Source organism: Bradyrhizobium sp. STM 3561, assembly GCF_045571455.1.
GTDB classification, from domain to species: Bacteria; Pseudomonadota; Alphaproteobacteria; order Rhizobiales; family Xanthobacteraceae; genus Bradyrhizobium; species Bradyrhizobium vignae.
The window spans coordinates 7,348,252-7,367,029 of sequence record NZ_CP120695.1 but is presented as its reverse complement, the minus strand read 5'-3'; the positions used below and the strand labels follow the sequence as shown (position 1 = coordinate 7,367,029).

The window sequence follows — 18,778 nt, the reverse complement described above, 5'->3', positions numbered from 1 at the left end:
CATCTTGCACGGCAACATGCCAAATTTTCGTTAAGGTTTATCTCGAGTGATATGCGTCCCGGAGTTGCCGGCTTTTTAGGCAGCCGGCTCACGCCACCTTCGTGAAGTCCGGCGGCCGGCGCTCGGCAAACGCCGTAAACGCCTCGCGCGCCTCAGCGGTACGCAGGCGCTGCGCGAACTGCTCGCCCTCGGCCTGCATCTGCGCGACCAGTGCCTCGCCGTTGCGCATCAGCCGCTTGGTGGCGATGAGGGCACCGGCCGGTTGGCGGGCGAGACGCTGGGCGAGCGCGAGCGCCTCGGCATCGAGCTTGTCGAGCGGCACCACGCGGTTGGCGAGGCCCCATTCCAGCGCCGACTTGGCAGGAACGGCCTCACCGAGCGCGAACATCTCGTAGGCGCGGGCGTAGCCGATGCGTGCCGGCATCAACAGGCTGGACGCGGCCTCCGGCACCAGCGCGAGGCTGACGAACGGCGTCGACAATTGCGCGTCCTCGGCAAGCACGACGAGATCGCAATGCAGCAGCATCGTGGTGCCGACGCCAACGGCACGGCCCTGCACGGCCGCAACCAGCGGCCGCGTGCAGCGGGCCAGCGACTGGATGAAGCGCACGACGTTGCGGCTGCCTTCGGACTTGCCGGCGGCAACTGCGGCGAACTCGCCGACGTCGTTGCCGGCAGTGAACATGTCGCCCTCGCCGCGGATCAGGATCACGCGAGCGGACGGATCGAACTCGGCGGATTCGATTGCATCCGCCAGCTTGCCGTACATCGCATCGGTCAGCGCGTTCTTCTTGTCGGGACGCGCCAGCGTGAGGGTGAGAATTCGGTCGCTATTCTCGATCCGGACATGCTCGGTCATGGCTCTGCTCCTTCTATTCGTCTGAATGTCTTGCTTCTGAAGATCTTGGAAACTTGTCCTGAATGCTGGTCAGCCAGCGCGCGACGATGTCGATCTCCGCAGCCGTGAATCCGTCCGTCAGCGCCGCGTTGACTTCCGCCGCGGCAGCTTTCGCCTGCGCCAGCACGGTCCATCCCTTCGGGGTCAGCCACACGCGAAAGGCGCGTCCGTCCTCGCGATCGGCCCTGCGCTCGACCAGCCTTGCCGCAGCACTGCGATCAACCAGCCCGGAAATCCCGGCCGGCCCCATGTCGAGCGCCGCGCCCGCCTCGCCCATGAGAATGCCATCCTGCTTGCCGAGAATGAACAGCAGCCCGGCCTGCGCCGGCGTCACCTCATTTTGCGGTTGCGCCGCCATCCAGCGCTGCAAACGCCGCTGTGCGACGTTGAGCAGGTAGATCAGCCGGTGATGCCTCGCCTCTGGCGATTTATTTCGCATGCGAAACATATAGTCGAGCTCCGGCGGATTGTCAAAACCTGCCGTCGCTTAGTTGCCCAACGGCCCGCGACAGCCGTCGAGCAGAATTGCGGCGCATACCTTCGCCCGCTTCTCGATCTCCTTGCGTGAGGGCAATGTCAGGTTCGCATAGATCGCAGCACGCTGCGGCGCCGACACCATCATGCCGATCATCATCCCGGCGGCTTCATCGACGTTTTCGAGCGTGATGCGCTTCTTCTTAACTTGATCGCGGAGCCAGCCCGCGAGTGCCGCCGCCGTACGGGAGATGCCGTCCCTGTAGAAATTCGCGGCAAGGTCGGGAAACGTGGCCGACTGCTGCAGCACCATACGCTGCAGCGCCACGACCTCCGGATCGAGCGCGAGATCGGCACAGGCGACAAGCACGGCAGCCAGGCTCGTTTCGATGTCGGCCTGATTGTTGGCGTGAAGATTGACGTCGGAGAGCAACCGGTCGAGCCGATCTGCGCACATCGCCTCGAACAGCGCCGCCTTGCTCGGAAACAGCCGATAGAGAGTCTTGGTGGAGATGCCGGCGCCACGCGCCAGCTCTTCGGTGCTGGTTGCTGCGTAGCCGTCGACGGCGAAGGCGTGCCGTGCCGCCTCGATCACGATCCGCTTCGTCTCGTCGTCGCTGCGCACCGGCGGTCGCCCGCGCGGACGGCCTTCTGATGACGGGTTTGCCTGAGCCATGTTTTTAGATGATGCCTGTCATTCCATTGACTCTCCCCAAGCTAGTCCTATTTTGGAAATCGTCAAGTTTCCTAATTCAGGGACCCGGCCATGACCGTGCACACCAACCCGTCCAAGAGTGAAACCATCGTGGTGCCAACCAGCCCGCCCGAGGGCATCCTGCCCGCCGCGCCGACCCCCGCTCCGCGCCGAAAGCTGAACCTTCGCAAGCTGTTGCTGGCCGGCGTGGCCGCCATCGCGCTCGCCGGCGCGAGCTGGTACGGCTACGACTACTGGACCGTCGGCCGCTTCCTCGTCTCCACCGATGACGCCTATGTGAAGGCCGACAACACCACCATCGCGCCGAAGGTCAGCGGCTATCTCGACCGCGTCCTGGTCGCCGATAACGAGCATGTGAAGGCCGGCCAGATGCTGGCCCGGATCGACGACCGCGACTTCCGCGTCGCGCTTGATCAGGCCAAGGCCGACGTCGCCGCCGCGAACGCGACGGTGACCAGCAAGCAGGCCCAGCTCGAGGTTCAGGAAGCGGTGATCGCGGCCGCAAAGGCGACCATCGATGTCGACACCGCCGCGAAGATTTTCGCGCAGCAGGAGAACAAGCGCTACACCGATCTCGCCAGGACCGGTTACGGCAGCGTGCAGAATGCGCAGCAGGCGCAGGCGCGCGATGCCGGCGCGGACGCCGCGATCGCGCGCGACAACGCCAACCTCATCTCCGCACAGAAGCAGGTCGATCTGCTCAAGGCCGAGATCGTGCAAGCCAGGGCCGCCGCCGCGCGCGCAGCCGCAGTCCAGCAACAGGCCGAGCTCAATCTCGGCTACACCACGATCGTCTCGCCGATCGACGGCGTCGTCGGCAATCGCACCTTGCGCATCGGCCAGTATGTGCAGGCGGGCACGCAGTTGATGTCGATCGTGCCGGCCACGGGCGCCTATGTGGTCGCCAATTTCAAGGAGACGCAGCTCACCCACGTCCACGCCGGACAGAGCGTCGAGATCGAGGTCGACACGTTCCCGGGCCAGGTCGTGCATGGGCACGTCGATTCCATCGCGCCGGCCAGCGGCCAGGAGTTCGCGCTGCTGCCGCCCGACAACGCCACCGGCAACTTCACCAAGATCGTGCAGCGCATTCCCGTGAAGATCGCGCTGGACGCCGAGACCGCGCCTGCGATCGAGCTGCGGCCCGGCATGTCCGTGATCCCGACGATCGCAACGCGCTCGGCGCCGACCGCTCAGGCGGCAGCGACGCCCAAAGCAAAACCTGTTTCCGGAGGGTCGTGCCATGTCAAACAGCCTCTCAATATCGATGCCAGCACAAGCAATTCCGGCCGCGACGCCTGAGCGCGTCGCTGCCGACCCCAATCGGGCCAGCGCCACGATCTGGATCGCCGTGTTCGCGGCGATGATCGGCGCCTTCATGGCGATCCTGAACATCCAGATCACCAACGCCTCGCTGCTCAACATCGAAGGCGGCATCGGCACCGGCGCCGACAACGGATCCTGGATCTCGACGTCCTACCTGATCGGCGAGATCATCGTCATTCCGCTGACCGACTATCTGTCGCGGGTGTTCTCGTTCCGCAACATCATCCTGGGTTTCGCGAGCCTGTTCGCCGCCTTCTCGGTCGCCTGCGCCTTCACCCACGATCTGCCGTCGATGATCGCGATGCGAGGTCTTCAGGGCTTCTTCGGCGGCGTGCTGATTCCGATGGCTTTCACGCTGGTGTTCACCAAGCTGCCGAAGGGCCAGCAGCCGATCGGTCTTGCCATGTTCTCGCTCGCCGTGACGTTCGCACCCGCGATCGGCCCGACCATCGGCGGCTTTCTCACCGAGAATTACGGCTGGCAGACCATCTTCTTCGTCAACGTGCTGCCGACCGCGGTGATGGTGACCACGCTGTTCTTCACGCTGGAGCGCCGACCGCTCAACCTCACTCTGCTGCGCGAAGGCGACTGGTTCGGCATCGCCACCATGGCGATCGGCCTCGCTTCGCTGCAGGCCGTGCTGGAGGAAGGCAACAAGGACGACTGGTTCGGCTCACCCTTCATCGTGCGTCTCGCGGTCATTGCCGCGGTCAGCCTGTCGCTGTTCATCGTCAACGAGCTCGTGGTGGAGAAGCCGCTGCTGCGCCTGCGCCTGTTGACGCAGTGGAATTTCGGCATCGGCACGATCGCGGCTGTCTTCCTCGGCTTCGCGTTGTTCGGCTCGGTCTATCTCCTGCCCGCTTATCTCGGTCAGGTGCAGGGCTACAATGCCGAGCAGATCGGCAACGTGCTGGCCTGGACCGGCCTGCCGCAGCTCCTGCTGATTCCGCTGGTGCCGAAGCTGATGCAGCGGTTCGACGGCCGCTATGTCGCCACCGTCGGCCTGCTGCTATTCGCCGCGAGTTCCTTCATGAACATCCAGATGTCGCTCGATTATTCCGGCGATCAGTTCCTGGTGCCCAATATCGTGCGGGCGGTCGGCCAAGCGCTGACGCTGGCGCCGCTCTCGGCGCTCAGCCTCGGCAGCGTCGCGCCGCAGGATGCGGCGGCCGCCTCTGGCATCTCCAACATGATGCGCAACCTCGGCGGCGCCATCGGCACCGCGGTGCTCGCCACCATCGTCACCAAGCGCGAGCAATTCCACTCCAACATCATCGGCCATTCCGTCACGCTCGGCCGCGAGGAGGTCCGCAGCCGCATTGTGCAGATGACGGACTATTTCATGGCCCACGGCGTCCCCGATCCCAATGCCGCACGCGAGCAGGCCATCATCGCGCTCGGCAAGACGGTGAAACGCCAGGCGCTGGTGATGGGCTATTCCGACACCTTTGCGGTGATCGGCGTGGTGCTGGTGCTCGCCGCGATCGCGGTGCTTCTGACGCGGCGGGTAAGGGCGGCGGGTGCCGGTGGTGGCGCGCATTAGGCTTTTCACCTCTCCCCGCTTGCGAGGAGAGGTGAAAACTCACGGCGCGCAGGCAAAACTCGACGCCTCCGTCACCGGGCCGCTCTTGTAGTGCGGCCAGGCCGGCCAGCGGCACAGCGGCAACGAGCGGGTCACCGCAAAGGACGGCGCCTCGACCTTCTGCTCGCTGACTTCGAGGTCGCCGGGCGCCTTGCCGTTCTCGACCCAGTCGACCAGCACGCTCAGCATGTCGACATTGGCCGGCGCGCCGGAGCCGACATGATCGACGCCGGGCGCGGTGTAGAGCCGCGCGAATTCCGCCGTCTCTGCCTTGCCGATCTTGCGCTCGACGCTTTCGAAATAGCGGATGCCGGCATAGGGGCTCTGCGCATAGTCGGCCATGTGTTCGAGCATGATCAGCCGGCCGCCCCGCGCGCGAAAGCGGCTGAGATCGGGATCGGTCGAATCCATCAGCTTCGAGACCTCGAGCAGCCGCGCCTTGTGGTCCTCCACCTTGTAGGTGGTGACGTCGAGCTTCGGATCACGCGCGAACACATATTGAATGCCCCCGGCACCGTAGATCCAGGCGATGCCGTTGTTCGGCGCAGGCGGCTGCGCCGGCGGCGCGGTGCCGAGCCACCACGCAACCCAGCCGCCGGTCGGCCCGACCGCCGGCGTGTCCTCGCCCGACACGCCCCAACCCGGATAATCGTCGAGACCATTGGCGAGCACGAACGGAAATTTGTACGTGGCGTGCAGCGTGTTCACCGCCTTGATCTGCGCATCGGTGAGACACTGGTCGCCGCTCTGGCCCGCCGCGCAGCGCAGCGTCTCGACCTTGAATGCCGCCTTGCAGGCGACGGGGTTCTGCACCAGCGCGTCGTCGGAGCCGTCGGCCTTGTCGCAGGCCGCGCGCACCGCATCGGCGACCAGCTTCACCTGCGCCGGATTGATCCAGCCCTCGCCCATGCTGACGAGGCCGGAGCGCGTGCCGGCATGCTGCAGGCCGACCCAGTTGATCACGGGCACGCGGGCGAAGATGCCGTCGAAATCGTCGGGGTAGCGTTGCGCCATGGTGAGGCCTTCGCGGCCGCCTTCGGACGAGCCTATGAAGTACATCTTCTCCGGCTTCTTGCCGTAAGCGCGCTGCATCAACGCGACGGCTGCATCGCGCACCGTCTTGTAGGCGCGATGGGCGAAATTCTCGAAAGCCTCGTCGTTCAGCGCGAACAGCTGCGGCGGCTCGCCCGGCTTGGATTCGTGGCCGGAGTCCGTGCCGTAGGTGACGAAGCCGCGCGCGAGCGGCGACGGCTTGTCGAAGGGATAGGCTGGCGGCAGCGCAAGCCCCGTGATCAGCACACCGTTGAAGCCGCCGCCGCCATATTGCAGCGAGCGGCCGTTCCATTCGACGGGAAGGTTGACCTGGAATTTGACCGGCGGCGCCTTGGGATCAACGGGGTCGATATGGCCAAGCACCTTGCAAAAGGCTGGATTGACGGGCGTGATGCGCCCGGACGGGGTCGGCCCACGTTCGGCGACGGCGAGCTGCGAGGGTGCCTGCAACGCTGCGGAATCGATCTTCACGGCGTCAGTGCCGCCATTGAGCCCCTTGCAGACGGTCTCCGCGTCCTTAGGCAATGTCGCGGCGAGCGCGGCGTTCGCGCTCAGCGCAGCTGCCGTCCCCACGAGCCATGCGCACAGCTTCGCCCTCGTCAGAGTCATCGTTTCCACCCAGCTGTTGTTCGATCTGTCAGGAGACCACATTGAATGCGACCTCCCGAGGGCCGTCAACAAGCCTCTAGTGCTCGAACACCAGCCGCGCGCCGACGGTGCCGTCGAGGGCGCGGATCTGCTGGAGGAGCTCGCCGGAGTCCTGACCACCGAGATCGGCGTCGAGCACGACATAGCCGAGGTCGCCGGCGGTCTCCAGATACTGCGCGGCGATATTGATGTCGCGCTGGAGGAAGACCTCGTTCAGCCGCCGCAGCATGCCCGGCACGTTGCGATGGACATGGCTGAAGCGCGCGCCGGAGGGACGAAGATGCAACTGCACTTCGGGGAAGTTCACCGCGCCCATGGTCGAGCCGGTGATGAAATAGTCGACCAGCTTGCGCGCCACCTCGCCGCCGATCCGCTCCTGCGCCTCTTCGGTCGAGCCGCCGATATGCGGCGTGAGGATGACGTTCTCCAGACCCTGCACCGGGCTCTTGAAGCGTTCGGCGTTCGACGAGGGCTCGACCGGAAACACGTCGATTGCCGCACCGGCAAGATGGCCGTCGCGCAAGGCGCGCGCGAGTGCGTCGAGATCGACCACAGTGCCGCGGCTGTTGTTGATCAGGAACGAGCCCGGTTTCATCGCCCGCAGCTCCTTCTCGCCTATCATGCCTGCAGTCTCCGGCGTCTCCGGCACGTGCAGGCTGACGATGTCGCTCTGCGCCAGCAACTCCTCCAGCCTCTCGACCGGCTCGGTGTTGCCGTGACGAAGCTTGTCGGTGCGGTCGAAATAGATCACACGCATGCCCATGGCTTCGGCCAGGGTCGAAAGCTGCGAGCCGATATTGCCGTAGCCGACAATGCCGAGCGTGCGGCCGCGCACCTCGCGGCTGCCGGTCGCCGACTTGTCCCAGCCCCCCGCATGGGCTGACACCGAGCGCGGAAAGATCCGCCGCAGCAGCATCACGATCTCGCCGATCACGAGCTCGGCGACGCTGCGCGTGTTGGAGAACGGCGCGTTGAACACCGGAATACCGCGCTTGCGCGCCGCCGAGAGATCGACCTGGTTGGTGCCGACGCTGAAGCAGCCGACCGCGAGAAGCTGGTCGGCGGCGGCGAGCACCTCATCGGTGATCTGGGTGCGCGAGCGGATGCCGAGCAGCGACACGCCCTTGAGAGTGCGCCGCAGGTCCTCGCCGTCCAGCGCCTTGGTCAGCCGCTCGACATTGCTGAAGCCCGCGCTCCGGAACAGGTCCACGGCGCTGTCATTGACGCCTTCGAGCAGCAGCGCCTTGGCGCTTCGCTCAGGGCTTTGGCCTGGGGCTGACATGGAATCTCCGTAAATAGCAGCTTTGCCGCAGCTCATAGACCGCGGGCGGTGCGCAGCACAATAGGGCTTGGACACGGGGAGAAGATGGCGAGGCGATGGGTGGGCTTGGCATCCCACCGACTCGGTCAAATCACGTAGAACCCGTGCGTGCCGTCGCGGCGGAGCTGCTCGACGAGGCCGTATTCCCAGTCGAGATAGGCCTGCATCGCGGCTTCGGCAACATCAGTGCCTTCGTAGGGGCGGCGGTAGCGGTGTGCCGGATCCGGCTTTGGCAAGAGTTGCGGCGGGCCGACCTCGAGCGCACCGTCATAGCCGCCTTCGAGCACATAGACTTCCCAGCCCATCTGCGCCAGCCAGGACGCCGTCATGTCGGCGCGGACGCATCTGTCGTCGGTCAGGAGGATGCGCGCACCGCGCACGGGCGCGGCCATGTCGGTTTCCTGGACGAGCTGGCCGCCGGGATAATGGCGGAAGCCGGGGAGATGGCCGGCTGCATATTCCTCGGCATCGCGTACGTCGAAGCGATACAGCGTACGATGGGTCTGCGCGGCAAGCGCCGACATCTCGTTCGCTCCGATGTGGCGGACACCGGCGCGATAAGCGACATCGCGGGCATTGGCCGGGCCACCCTCGAACGGACCGATTGCGCCTCGCCTGTCGGCGCCGTGATCGAGCGCATGGCGCGCCAGCGTCCAGCCGATGGTGCCGTTGCGCAGCGCGCGGACCCTGTTGGGCACGCCGGCATTGATCAGCGACTGGGTGCCGATGATCGAGCGGGTGCGGCCCGCACAGTTGACGATGATCGTCGTCTCGGGATCGGGTGCGGCTCGTCCCGCCCGGAGCACCAGCTCCGCGCCGGGCACGCTGACCGAGCCCGGGATGTTCATGGTCGCATATTCGTCGAAACGGCGGACGTCGAGGATGGCGATGTTGGCCTTGTCGGCGATGAGCTTTGCGACCTCGTCGGCGCTCAGCGAGGGCGTGTGGCGGCGCGACTCCACCAGTTCGCCGAACGCTTTCGAGTAGGAATTGACGTCCTCGAACAGCTCAAAGCCCGCAGCGCGCCAGGCCGTCAGCCCGCCGTCGAGTGTGCTGATATTGGTGTAGCCGAGCGCCGCCAGGCGCTCGACTCCGGTCGCGACCAGCCCCTCCCCGTCATCATAGAGCACGATCGGCACATCCTTGCGCGGCAGCCGCACCTGCGCCTCGACCGCGATCCGGTCCGCCGCCATGTTGGCGGCGAACAGCGGATGGCCGGTCGCGAAGGCCGCCTCGCATCTGAGATCGAGCAGCGCGATTTCTTCGCGCAGGAGCAGTACGCGGCGGATATCGGCGGGAGTGACGGTCGGGAGCTTCATGGCGTGGACCCTGGGAAGGACAGGCCATGGGCTTTTGAACGATTGAGAGCGCGTTGGCTAGCCTTGCCGGCTCATTCGCCGGGAACGAGGCGCCCAAGCGGGCGCTGTGCCGGGCGCCGCAGCTTGCGGCGCGACAGATAGAGCAGGATGCCCGTGACCGAGAACAGCGGCATCAAGACTGCCGCAATCATGAAAACGAGCTTGCCCGGCCACCCCAGGATCGCGCCGCGATGGATGTCGTAGATCGCCGCGATGATCTTCTCGCCGAACCTCTTGTCGTCGTAGCGCTCGGCGGAGACCAGCTGCCCGGCAGCCGCATCGATGCGAAATTCGTCACGCGTGGCCTCGAGCGTGCGGTCCTTCCCCCACGACCGGATCCGAATCACGGTGCCTGGGCCGGCCGGCAGCGTCAGCAAGGCCCTGGAGAAGCGGTCCCCCTCCTCGCGCTGGAACGTCGTCCATGCCCGATCGAATCCGATCGGCTGAGCCGGCTCGGAACGGTCGGCCCCACGGGACGGTTTTGGTGGCATCTTGGGCGGCATCTTCGCAGCAGCAACCTGCGGACGCGACAACAGCCAGATGAGCCCATCCTTGTACCATTCGAAGGAGAACCACAGCCCGGTGAGCGTCATCGCCAGATAGACCGGAAGGACCCAGGTGCCGATCACCGCATGAAGCGAGCGGTGCAAGCCGCGGCCGCTGAGCCCGAGATTCGGCTTCAGCCACGTCTTGACGCTGCCGGCGCGACGCGGCCAGCGCAGCACGAGACCCGAAATCAGCATGACGACCAGACCGAGCGCGACGGTGCCGGTGATCGGGCGCCCCCAGCCCCTGGCGTCACCGGGGATCAGCAGCCAGCGGTGCAGCCTGCGCACGGTCGCGAAGAACGCCTCGCCACGTGGCAGGCCCAGCACACGCGCGTCGTAGGGATCGACATAGAGCGAGGCCGGCCGGCCGCCGTGTTCGTCGCGCGCGAAGCGGACATGGACGGCCGCCGCCGGATCGCTCGACAGCGTGACGGCCGAGACCTTGCCGACGTCTTGCGCTGCCTTCAGTCGCGCGATCAGGTCATCAGGCGTCAGCGGCCGCATCTCGCGCGGTATGACGCGCATGATGTCGGCGTTCAGATGATCGACGATCTCGTCCTCGAAACTCATGATCGCGCCGGTCAGCGCGATCAGGGCGAGCAGCAGCGCGAGCACGAGCCCCGCGATGGAATGGACCTGGAGCAGGACCGCCTTGATCGTGTGCCCACGCAGCCGCATCATCGCTAGAACTTCACAGTTGCCGACAGCGATACGCGTCTTGCATCGCCGATGGCGACGCCCAGATTGTTCTGAGCGGAGGCATAGTAGACGGTGTCGAACAGGTTCTTGACGTTGAGCTGATAGATGACCGGCAGTGCCTGGTGCTTCGTCTCATAAGTCGCGAAGATATCCGCGAGGACATAGGACGGCAGCACGAACGTGTTCGACGCATCGCCAGGCCGGTCGCCGAGATAGCGCGCGCCGCCGCCGAGCCTGAGCTGGCCAGGAAACACCGTGCCAAGATCGTAGACCAGATAGAGCGAAGCCGTGTTCATCGCAACGTTCTGCAACTGCTTGCCCGCATAGGTCGGATCCTCGGTCACACGCGCATCGGTGTAACCATAGCTTCCGATCATGCTCCAATCGTCGGAGAGCCGGCCGGTGACGTCGATCTCGAGGCCGCGCGAACGGACCTTGCCGGCCGCGGTGTACACGTTGAGACCGGCTACGGTGTTGAGCTGGCTGACCAGCACGTTCTGCTTCTCGATGTCGTAGACCGCGACCGTACCCGAGAGGCGCTTGTTGAGATCGAACTTGAGTCCGGTCTCGTACTGCGTGCCCTCTTCGGGCGCGATGTTCGATCCGAGCACGACGCCACCGCCATTGCTCAATGGAGCAATGGTCGAGTTCGGCTTCAGCGACTGGGTGTAGCTCGCGTAAAGCGAGATCTGTTCGGTGAGCTTGAAGATCGCGCCGCCGAGCGGGAGCACCGCATCCGCCGAAACGTTGGTGTTGGTCTTGAACGGCTTTCCGCGCCCGGCGAGCTGATCATAATCCATGTAGCGCACGCCGCCGACCAGCGCGAAACGCTCGGTCAAATTCAACGTGTCCTGGAAGAACAACGACCACTGGCCGAGCTTGTCGGTCTGGGCGCTGTCGCTATTCGAAACCGTCGTGCCCGGCCCGATCAGACCGTAGACCGGGTTGTAGACATTGAACGACGGGGCCGCCTGCCGGATCAGATTATCGCGGTAGATCGTGCGATACTGGCCGTCGCCGCCGAACAGCACCTCGTTGCGCATGTCGCCGAGCCAGAAGCCGCCCGAGATGTAGGATGTGCCGTAGCTCGAATTGCTGAGCGAACCCTGCGTGCCGTCATTGCTGCGCGTTTCGACGCCGGTCTTCGCGTTGACGCCGGTGACGCGGAGCTGGTTGGCGCTGAGGGTCTCGGTGTTGTAGCTGTAGCCGGCAAAAAGCTTCCAGTCCTGATTGAGGCGATGCTCGATGGAGGCCTGAATCAGGTCGGACGTCCCCCACATGTTGTTGTAGGGCTCGTCGAGCCGACGCGTCGCCGGGATCGCCAGCGGCGCGCCGTTGACGAAGGCCGTGCCGCGGTCGAACGGAGTGATGAACCCGCGATGCTCGTAGTTGAGCTGCACCGTGGTATTCTGGCCGTACCACGCGAGCGACGGTGCAATCAGCATCTCGCGATGGCGGCCGAAATTGCGCCAGTAATCCTCGCTGACGCCATAGCCGATGAAGCGGTAGGCAAGGCCATGATCGCCGATCGGGCCGGTGACGTCGAGCAGGCCGTCGGCGCCGGTTTTGGACGAATTGTAGGCTGAGCCGAGCAGTGTGACGGAGCCGTGCTGATAGAGTTCGGGGCGCTTGCTGATGGTGTTGACGATGCCGCCGGGATCCATGATGCCGTAGAGCAGCGAGGCCGGCCCCTTCAGCACTTCGACGCTCTCGACTGCGGGATTGAGACTGCGGCCCTGCACCAGCGGCATGCCGTTGCGCATGATCGAGCCGTCGCGATTGTCGCCGAAGCCGCGGCGGATCACGGCGTCCTGCGTGCCGGCGAGCGTGTTGGTCTGGGTGATGCCCGAGACGTTGATGAGCGCATCGTCGATGTTGCGCGGCAGCTGGTCCCTCAGCACCTGCTCGGGCACGACGTTGACGGCCTGCGAGGTGTCGAGCGGCGAGGCGCCGCTGCGCAGCGTGGTCGCGCTCGGCGTCGCGCGGTAGCCGAGCTTTGCGGCCTGCTGTGCGGCGGCCTCCGCGGCGGCACGCTCCGAGGGCGTCGGCGCTGCGGGGGCGGGATTATGATTGGGCTGGCGCGCGGCTTGCGTGCGGCGTGAAGACTGATCCGATGCGCGCGCTGACTTCGGCCGCTGTGCCGGCGCGTCCACGGTCACCGGCGGCAGAGCTGATTGCGCCTGCGCGGTCGTCGGGGTGGAGGGGCATTCGGCGAGCAGCACCGCTGCTCCGATGAGAAGACCTGCACGGCTCTTGCCGGCACGAATTCGATGGCCGCTGTCGCGACCACCCAGATGAGCACGCACGTTCGATTCACTTCCAGGTCAGACACCGCATTGAAGCTCGCGCGTCTAACAGCCGCCATGCGTGAAGAGAACCGTGAGCGGACTTGAATCGCTCTAGTGTTGAATCGTTCTAAGAATAGGCGGCGCTGAATGGCAATCGCCAATCGCCGTCACGCCGAGGGCAGGGCGCGGCACGCGCGTTCGCGGCCGCGCGGCGCGATCTTGCGCAGGCTCACGCGAGCGCAGGCGCGATCAACGCGTCGAGCTTCTGCTTGAACGCAGTGCCGTCGGACAACGCGCGGAGCGGCGGGCGCACGCGCAACCAGCCCCTATCGCCGGTCTGCACGGCGAGGATCGCCTTCAACGTCGCGACCAGAGACGGCGTCTTCACCACGACGTCGATCGCCGCCTGCATGCGCGCCTCGACATCCCTGCCATCGAGCATGCCCTTGACCAGCTCCGGCACGACATTGGCCATGCCGCAAATGGTGCCGGCGCCGCCCGCGGCGATCGCGCGGGCGATGTCGGCTTCGTTGCCGACGGTGATGGCGAGCTCGGGCGCGGCATTGCGGAACGCCTGGAACTGTTTGAAGTCGCCGCTGGAGTCTTTCAGGCCGGCGACAATCTTGCCGTAGCGCCGGCGCAGGCTGGCGGCAACTGTCGTCGGGATCGCGACGCCCGAGACCTGCGGGATGTGATAGAGCGAGGCGCGCAGCCGGTCGTCGGCGACACCATCGATGATCGCGGCAAAGGCATCCTCAATGCCTTCAGGCGTGACGTTGCGGTCGAAATAGGGCGGCAGCAGCAGCACGTGACGCAGGCCGAGGCCGAGCACGGCGCGCGTCAGAGCGATGCTGTCGGTGATGGCGGGGAAGCCGCCGCCGATTCCGATGCGCTCCGGCGCGACGCCGGCCTTGAGCATGGCTTCGATGGTTGCGACGCGCTCGCTGGCGTTGAATGAGGTGCCTTCGCCGGTGGTGCCGAACAGGACGACGCCTTCGACGCCCTTGCTGAAGAGGTGCTTGGCATGGCCGGCGAGCCGGGCGTGATCCACACTGCCATCGGCCGCCAGCGGCGTCGCCGACGCCACCCAGAACCCGCGAATTGCCTCCGTCATCACACCGCCCTTTGCTGCCGCCCCGAACTAAGCCGCTGATCCCCAATGATCTTCCGCGCTTCCGAAGCCCTGTTTTTACTTTACTTTTGATCTTGTACCTTACATACAAGACGCGTGCAAACCCTTTCCACCGTCACGGCGCGCATGAGGCGCAGCCGAATCCAGAGGAGGTCTCGCATGAACATGGTGACCCCCATTGAAGGCCCTGACCAAGTGTTCGGCGCGTTGCGCGACAGGCTCGGCGCGGCCGCGGTACTGACCGGCAGCGAGGTGCCGGCGCGCAATTGCAACGACTGGAGCGCGAGCCTGCCGCAAACCCCGCTTGCGGTGATCCGGCCGCTCGATGCGCAGGGCGTTGCCGATGCCATCGCGACCTGCCGGCAGGCGCGGCTCCCCTTCGTGCCGCAGGGCGGACTGACCGGCCTATGCCGCGGCGCCTCGCCCGAAGCGGGCTGGGTCGCGATCTCGCTGGAGCGCATGACCGGCATCGAGGAGATCGATCGCGCCTCCGCGACGATGACCGTGAAGGCAGGCACGCCGCTGGAGACGATCCAGAAGGCTGCGGACGAGGCCGGCTTCTTCTTTCCGCTCGATCTCGGCTCGCGCGGCTCGTGTGCGATCGGTGGCAATCTCTCCACCAATGCCGGCGGCAACCGCGTGATCCGCTACGGCATGACGCGCGAGCTGGTGCTTGGCCTGGAAGTGGTGCTGCCTGACGGCACCATCATCACCAATCTCAACAAGCTGATGAAGAACAACGCCGGTTACGATTTGAAGCATCTCTTCATCGGCTCGGAAGGCACGCTCGGCATCGTCACCCGTGTGGTGCTCAAGCTGTTTCCGAAGCCGCGTTCGACCATGGCCGCGCTCTGCGCGCTGAAGGATTATGCCGCGGTGATCGCGCTGCTGGATGCCGCGCGCTCGGGGCTCGGCCCGCTGCTGTCGGCCTTCGAGGTGATGTGGCCGGACTATTGGGACGTGATCACGATGCGCGCCGGCGTGAAGCCGCCGGTCGCAGCAGGTCACGGCCTTTACGTGCTGGTGGAAGCGCAGGGCACCGACGAGAGCATCGATGCGCCGCGCTTCCAAAGCTGGCTCGAAGAACTGATGGAGCGCGGGCTGCTCGCCGACGCCGCTGTCGCGCAATCGCTGGCGCAGACGCAAGCCTTCTGGCGCGTGCGCGACATCTGCGCGGAATTCGGCCAGGTGCTGGGCCCGCACATCTCCTACGACATCGGCCTTGCGGTCAAGCGCATGGACGAGTTCGTCACGCGCTGCAAGGCCGCGCTCGCGGACGGCATCAATGGCTGCGAGAGCGTCTATTACGGCCATATCGGCGACGGCAATCTGCATCTCGTCTCCTGGGTCACCGGCCTCTCCGTCGCGCAGCAGCCGAAGGAGGAGATGGACGCGATCATCTACGGTCTGGTGCGCGAGATGGGTGGCAGCGTCTCCGCCGAGCACGGCATCGGCACGCTGAAGAAGCAGTGGCTGGGCCATGCCAGGAGCGAGGCCGAGATCGCGCTGATGCGCACCCTGAAGGCTGCGCTCGATCCCGATCACCTGCTCAATCCCGGCAAGGTGATCTGAGGGCACCATGCGATCGCTCAAGCTCGATACGCCGAAATCGCTGGCGCTGCGCGTGATGCAGCGGCTGCGCCAGGCCATCATCGATGGCGAGTTCGCGCTCGGCGCCGCCATCTCCGAGGAGATGGTGGCAAGTTCCTTCGGCGTCAGCCGCACGCCGGTGCGCGAGGCGATGGGACAGTTGCAGGCGCAAGGCCTCGTCGTGATCCGGCCGCAGGTCGGCAGCTTCGTGTTCACGCCGAGCGCCGAGGACATCAATGCGCTCTGCACCTTCCGCATCGCGCTGGAGCCCAAGGCGGCCGAGCTCGCCTTCCGCCACGACCGCGACGGTACGATTGCGGCGATGAGCGCAGCGATCGCGGCGATGGAGCCCGCGGTCACGGCGAAGGACAACATCGCCTATGGCCGCGCCGATGCCGCCTTCCACGAGGCGCTGTTCGCCCATTGCGGCAACCGCTATCTCGCCGAATCCTATCAGCTCGTCTCTGGCCGCGTCGCCGCGCTCCGCACCAATTTGACCTCACCGATCGACGTGCGCACCCGCACGTCCTTCGACGAGCATCGCAAGCTGCTCGATTTGTTCGCACGCGGCGAATTCGCCGCCTTCGAAGACCTGATGACGACGCATATCACCAATTCGGGCGTGGTCTATGCCAAGGCATTGAAAGTAGAGGCGCTGAAGGTAGAGGCGCTGAAGGTCGGTTAAGCGCCACTACGTCCCATCCTTCGGTCCCGGCCTGTCCAGGAAATCCAGCGCGGTGTTGATCTGTTCGAGTTGATGCTCGATCCTGTCGCGGTCCTCGACGGCTTGCGCCTTCTCGAGTTCCTCAACGAGCTTCTGTTTCCGCGTCAGCAAGTTCTCTATGACCGTGCTCACAATTCCCCCATCGCCAGAGGCGATGTCACGAACGCCGAGATTGAGGGCGCACGCGACCCGGGCTCGTTTCGAACCCTCAAGCAGAATGTTCGCAGGCGCGGTTGGTTCCTCGGACCGCATCGGTCCGTCGCGTTGCGACCGGAACCCCTCGGCTGACCGTCGCACCCGGCGACACATCGATCGGTTGAATTCGTGGCCTCGGGGCCCTATGCGTAGGCGCCATGGACACCCAGATGATCACCGCCGAAAAACCGCTGATGGCCCGGGCGCAGCCGCGCAAGCCGGCGCCGTTCCTCCCGATGAGCCGCGCCGAGATGGATGCGTTCGGCTGGGATGCCTGCGACATCGTGCTGGTGACGGGGGATGCCTATGTCGACCATCCGAGTTTCGGCATGGCGATCATCGGCCGCCTGCTGGAGGCGCAGGGCTTTCGGGTCGGCATCATCGCGCAGCCGGACTGGCACTCGGCCGAGCCGTTCAAGGCACTCGGCAAGCCGCGGGTGTTCTTCGGCGTCACCGGCGGCAACATGGATTCCATGGTGAACCGCTACACCGCGGACCGGCGCCTCCGCAGCGACGATGCCTATACGGCCGGCGGCGAAGGCGGCAAGCGGCCGGACCGCTGCACCATCGTCTACGCCCAGCGCTGCCGCGAGGCGTTCAAGGACACCCCGATCGTGCTCGGCGGCATCGAAGCCTCGCTGCGCCGGATCGCGCATTACGATTACTGGTCCGACAAGGTGCGCCGCTCGGTGCTGGCCGACGCCAAGGCGGACCTCTTGCTCTACGGCAATGCCGAGCGCGCCGTCGTCGAGGTGGCGCATCGCCTCGCCGCCGGCGAAACGCCGCGCGAGCTGGACGACATCAGGGGCGTCGCGCTGTTCCGCAAGGTCCCCCAGGATTACGCCGAGCTGCACGCCGACGATCTCGATTCCGCCGACGAAGGCGCAACGCGCCAGAAGGGCTTGACCGTGATCCGGCTGCCCGCGTTGGAGCAGGTCGAGCAGGACCGCGAGGCCTATGCGCGCGCCTCGCGCGTGCTGCACCGGGAGAGCAATCCCGGCAACGCACGGCCGCTGGTGCAGCGTCATGGCGACCGCGATCTCTGGCTCAACCCGCCGCCGATCCCGCTCACCACCGAGGAGATGGACGCGGTCTACGACCTGCCTTACGCGCGCGCCCCGCACCCGTCCTACGGCGATGCCAGAATCCCCGCCTGGGAGATGATCAAATTCTCGGTGACGATCATGCGCGGCTGCTTCGGCGGCTGCACCTTCTGCTCGATCACCGAGCATGAGGGCCGCATCATCCAGAACCGCTCGGAAGGCTCGATCCTGCGCGAGATCGAACGCATCCGCGACAAGACGCCGGGCTTCACCGGCGTCATCTCCGACATCGGCGGCCCCACCGCCAACATGTACCGGATGGCGTGCAAGGACCCGAAGGTCGAGGCGGCGTGCCGGCGGCCGTCCTGCGTCTTCCCCGAGATCTGCCCGAACCTCAACACCTCGCATGACGATCTGATCCGGCTCTATCGCAAGGTGCGCGAGACCAAGGGCATCAAGAAGGTGATGGTCGCTTCCGGCGTGCGCTACGACCTTGCGGTCGAGAGCCCCGAATACATCAAGGAGCTCGTCACCCATCACGTCGGCGGCTATCTGAAGATCGCGCCCGAGCATACCGAGCGCGGCCCGCTCGACAAGATGATGAAGCCGGGCATCGGCGCTTACAACAAGTTCAAGCGGATGTTCGATGAAGCGGCCGAACGCGCCGGCAAGAAATATTATCTGATCCCCTACTTCATCGCGGCGCATCCGGGCACGACCGACGAGGACATGATGAACCTCGCGCTCTGGCTCAAGAAGAACCGCTATCGCGCCGACCAGGTGCAGACCTTCCTGCCCTCGCCGATGGCGACCGCCACGGCGATGTACCACACCGGCGTCAACCCCTTGCGCGGCGTGCGCCACGGCGGCAGCGACAAGGTCGAGGCGATCAAGGGTCTGCGCCAGCGCCGCCTGCACAAGGCCTTCCTGCGCTACCACGACCCCGACAATTGGCCGGTGCTGCGCGAGGCGCTGAAAGAGATGGGCCGCGCCGACCTGATCGGCTCGCAGCCCCACCAGCTCGTCCCCGCCCACCAGCCGCCCGGCACCGGCAAGGCCGCCGGCACGCGGCGGCCGGTGCGTCCGGGCGGCAAGACGCAGCGGTTCACGACCAAGGGGCTGAGGGTGATGAAGTAGCGGGCGAAGGCCGGATCAGGTCCGGTTCGGCGTGGCGCTTTCGCACC

15 protein-coding genes are annotated in these 18,778 nt (G+C 65.8%); 5 read left to right on the top strand and 10 right to left on the bottom strand.

Features of this window, described 5'->3' with window-relative positions; translation table 11 throughout:
- Nucleotides 1–88: 88 nt before the first annotated feature.
- The 3 genes from P6U28_RS34860 to P6U28_RS34850 are packed head-to-tail and all read right to left on the bottom strand — an operon-like array spanning nucleotide 89 to nucleotide 1,997.
- Complete coding sequence (locus P6U28_RS34860; protein WP_122405970.1) at nucleotides 89–859, bottom strand: enoyl-CoA hydratase; 771 nt, start codon at nucleotides 857–859, stop codon at nucleotides 89–91.
- A 13-nt stretch (nucleotides 860–872) separates the two neighbouring features.
- Nucleotides 873–1,337 (bottom strand): MarR family winged helix-turn-helix transcriptional regulator, encoded by a 465-nt coding sequence (locus P6U28_RS34855; protein WP_209295522.1) that lies wholly within the window; start codon nucleotides 1,335–1,337, stop codon nucleotides 873–875.
- A 48-nt stretch (nucleotides 1,338–1,385) separates the two neighbouring features.
- Nucleotides 1,386–1,997, bottom strand: a complete 612-nt coding sequence (locus P6U28_RS34850; protein ID WP_312016188.1) for a TetR/AcrR family transcriptional regulator — start codon at nucleotides 1,995–1,997, stop codon at nucleotides 1,386–1,388.
- Nucleotides 1,998–2,138: 141 nt separating this feature from the next.
- On the opposite strand from P6U28_RS34850, the gene P6U28_RS34845 reads away from it, so the two are divergent.
- Complete coding sequence (locus tag P6U28_RS34845) at nucleotides 2,139–3,389, top strand: HlyD family secretion protein (RefSeq protein ID WP_407120663.1); 1,251 nt, start codon at nucleotides 2,139–2,141, stop codon at nucleotides 3,387–3,389.
- The gene (locus P6U28_RS34840) at nucleotides 3,355–4,956 is read left to right on the top strand and encodes a DHA2 family efflux MFS transporter permease subunit (protein WP_283811070.1); all 1,602 of its coding nucleotides are present in this window, start codon (nucleotides 3,355–3,357) and stop codon (nucleotides 4,954–4,956) included. The genes P6U28_RS34845 and P6U28_RS34840 overlap by 35 nt, the downstream gene beginning before the upstream one ends.
- A 39-nt stretch (nucleotides 4,957–4,995) precedes the next feature.
- Here the strand turns inward: P6U28_RS34840 and P6U28_RS34835 are convergent, their stop codons facing one another.
- The 6 genes from P6U28_RS34835 to P6U28_RS34810 all read right to left on the bottom strand — a co-directional run bounded on the left by P6U28_RS34835 (nucleotide 4,996) and on the right by P6U28_RS34810 (nucleotide 14,024).
- A complete protein-coding gene (locus P6U28_RS34835) occupies nucleotides 4,996–6,657 on the bottom strand; it encodes a tannase/feruloyl esterase family alpha/beta hydrolase (protein WP_209295471.1) in 1,662 nt (553 codons plus the stop codon).
- 76 nt (nucleotides 6,658–6,733) lie between these two features.
- Nucleotides 6,734–7,978, bottom strand: coding sequence for a phosphoglycerate dehydrogenase (serA, locus tag P6U28_RS34830; RefSeq protein ID WP_209295470.1), 1,245 nt, complete (start codon nucleotides 7,976–7,978; stop codon nucleotides 6,734–6,736).
- A gap of 125 nt (nucleotides 7,979–8,103) precedes the next feature.
- Entirely contained in the window at nucleotides 8,104–9,336 is a 1,233-nt protein-coding gene (locus tag P6U28_RS34825; RefSeq protein WP_122405975.1) for a rhodanese-like domain-containing protein, read from the bottom strand.
- Between the two features lie 71 nt (nucleotides 9,337–9,407).
- Nucleotides 9,408–10,601: a PepSY-associated TM helix domain-containing protein gene (locus tag P6U28_RS34820; protein WP_407123139.1), complete on the bottom strand. Its 1,194-nt coding sequence runs from the start codon at nucleotides 10,599–10,601 to the stop codon at nucleotides 9,408–9,410.
- A gap of 5 nt (nucleotides 10,602–10,606) precedes the next feature.
- A complete protein-coding gene (locus P6U28_RS34815; RefSeq protein WP_407120662.1) occupies nucleotides 10,607–12,928 on the bottom strand; it encodes a TonB-dependent siderophore receptor in 2,322 nt (773 codons plus the stop codon).
- Nucleotides 12,929–13,139: 211 nt separating this feature from the next.
- Nucleotides 13,140–14,024, bottom strand: a complete 885-nt coding sequence (locus tag P6U28_RS34810) for a dihydrodipicolinate synthase family protein (protein ID WP_164937039.1) — start codon at nucleotides 14,022–14,024, stop codon at nucleotides 13,140–13,142.
- Nucleotides 14,025–14,201: 177 nt separating this feature from the next.
- Between P6U28_RS34810 and P6U28_RS34805 the strand changes: the two genes are divergently transcribed.
- Both P6U28_RS34805 and P6U28_RS34800 read left to right on the top strand, forming a co-directional pair.
- The gene (locus tag P6U28_RS34805) at nucleotides 14,202–15,614 is read left to right on the top strand and encodes an FAD-binding oxidoreductase (protein ID WP_129144570.1); all 1,413 of its coding nucleotides are present in this window, start codon (nucleotides 14,202–14,204) and stop codon (nucleotides 15,612–15,614) included.
- A gap of 7 nt (nucleotides 15,615–15,621) precedes the next feature.
- Nucleotides 15,622–16,317, top strand: coding sequence for a GntR family transcriptional regulator (locus P6U28_RS34800; protein WP_122405979.1), 696 nt, complete (start codon nucleotides 15,622–15,624; stop codon nucleotides 16,315–16,317).
- Nucleotides 16,318–16,323: 6 nt separating this feature from the next.
- On the opposite strand, the gene P6U28_RS34795 is transcribed toward P6U28_RS34800, so the two are convergent.
- Entirely contained in the window at nucleotides 16,324–16,608 is a 285-nt protein-coding gene (locus tag P6U28_RS34795) for a hypothetical protein (protein ID WP_129144569.1), read from the bottom strand.
- Nucleotides 16,609–16,709: 101 nt separating this feature from the next.
- On the opposite strand from P6U28_RS34795, the gene P6U28_RS34790 reads away from it, so the two are divergent.
- The gene (locus tag P6U28_RS34790) at nucleotides 16,710–18,731 is read left to right on the top strand and encodes a YgiQ family radical SAM protein (protein WP_129144568.1); all 2,022 of its coding nucleotides are present in this window, start codon (nucleotides 16,710–16,712) and stop codon (nucleotides 18,729–18,731) included.
- Nucleotides 18,732–18,778: the final 47 nt, after the last annotated feature.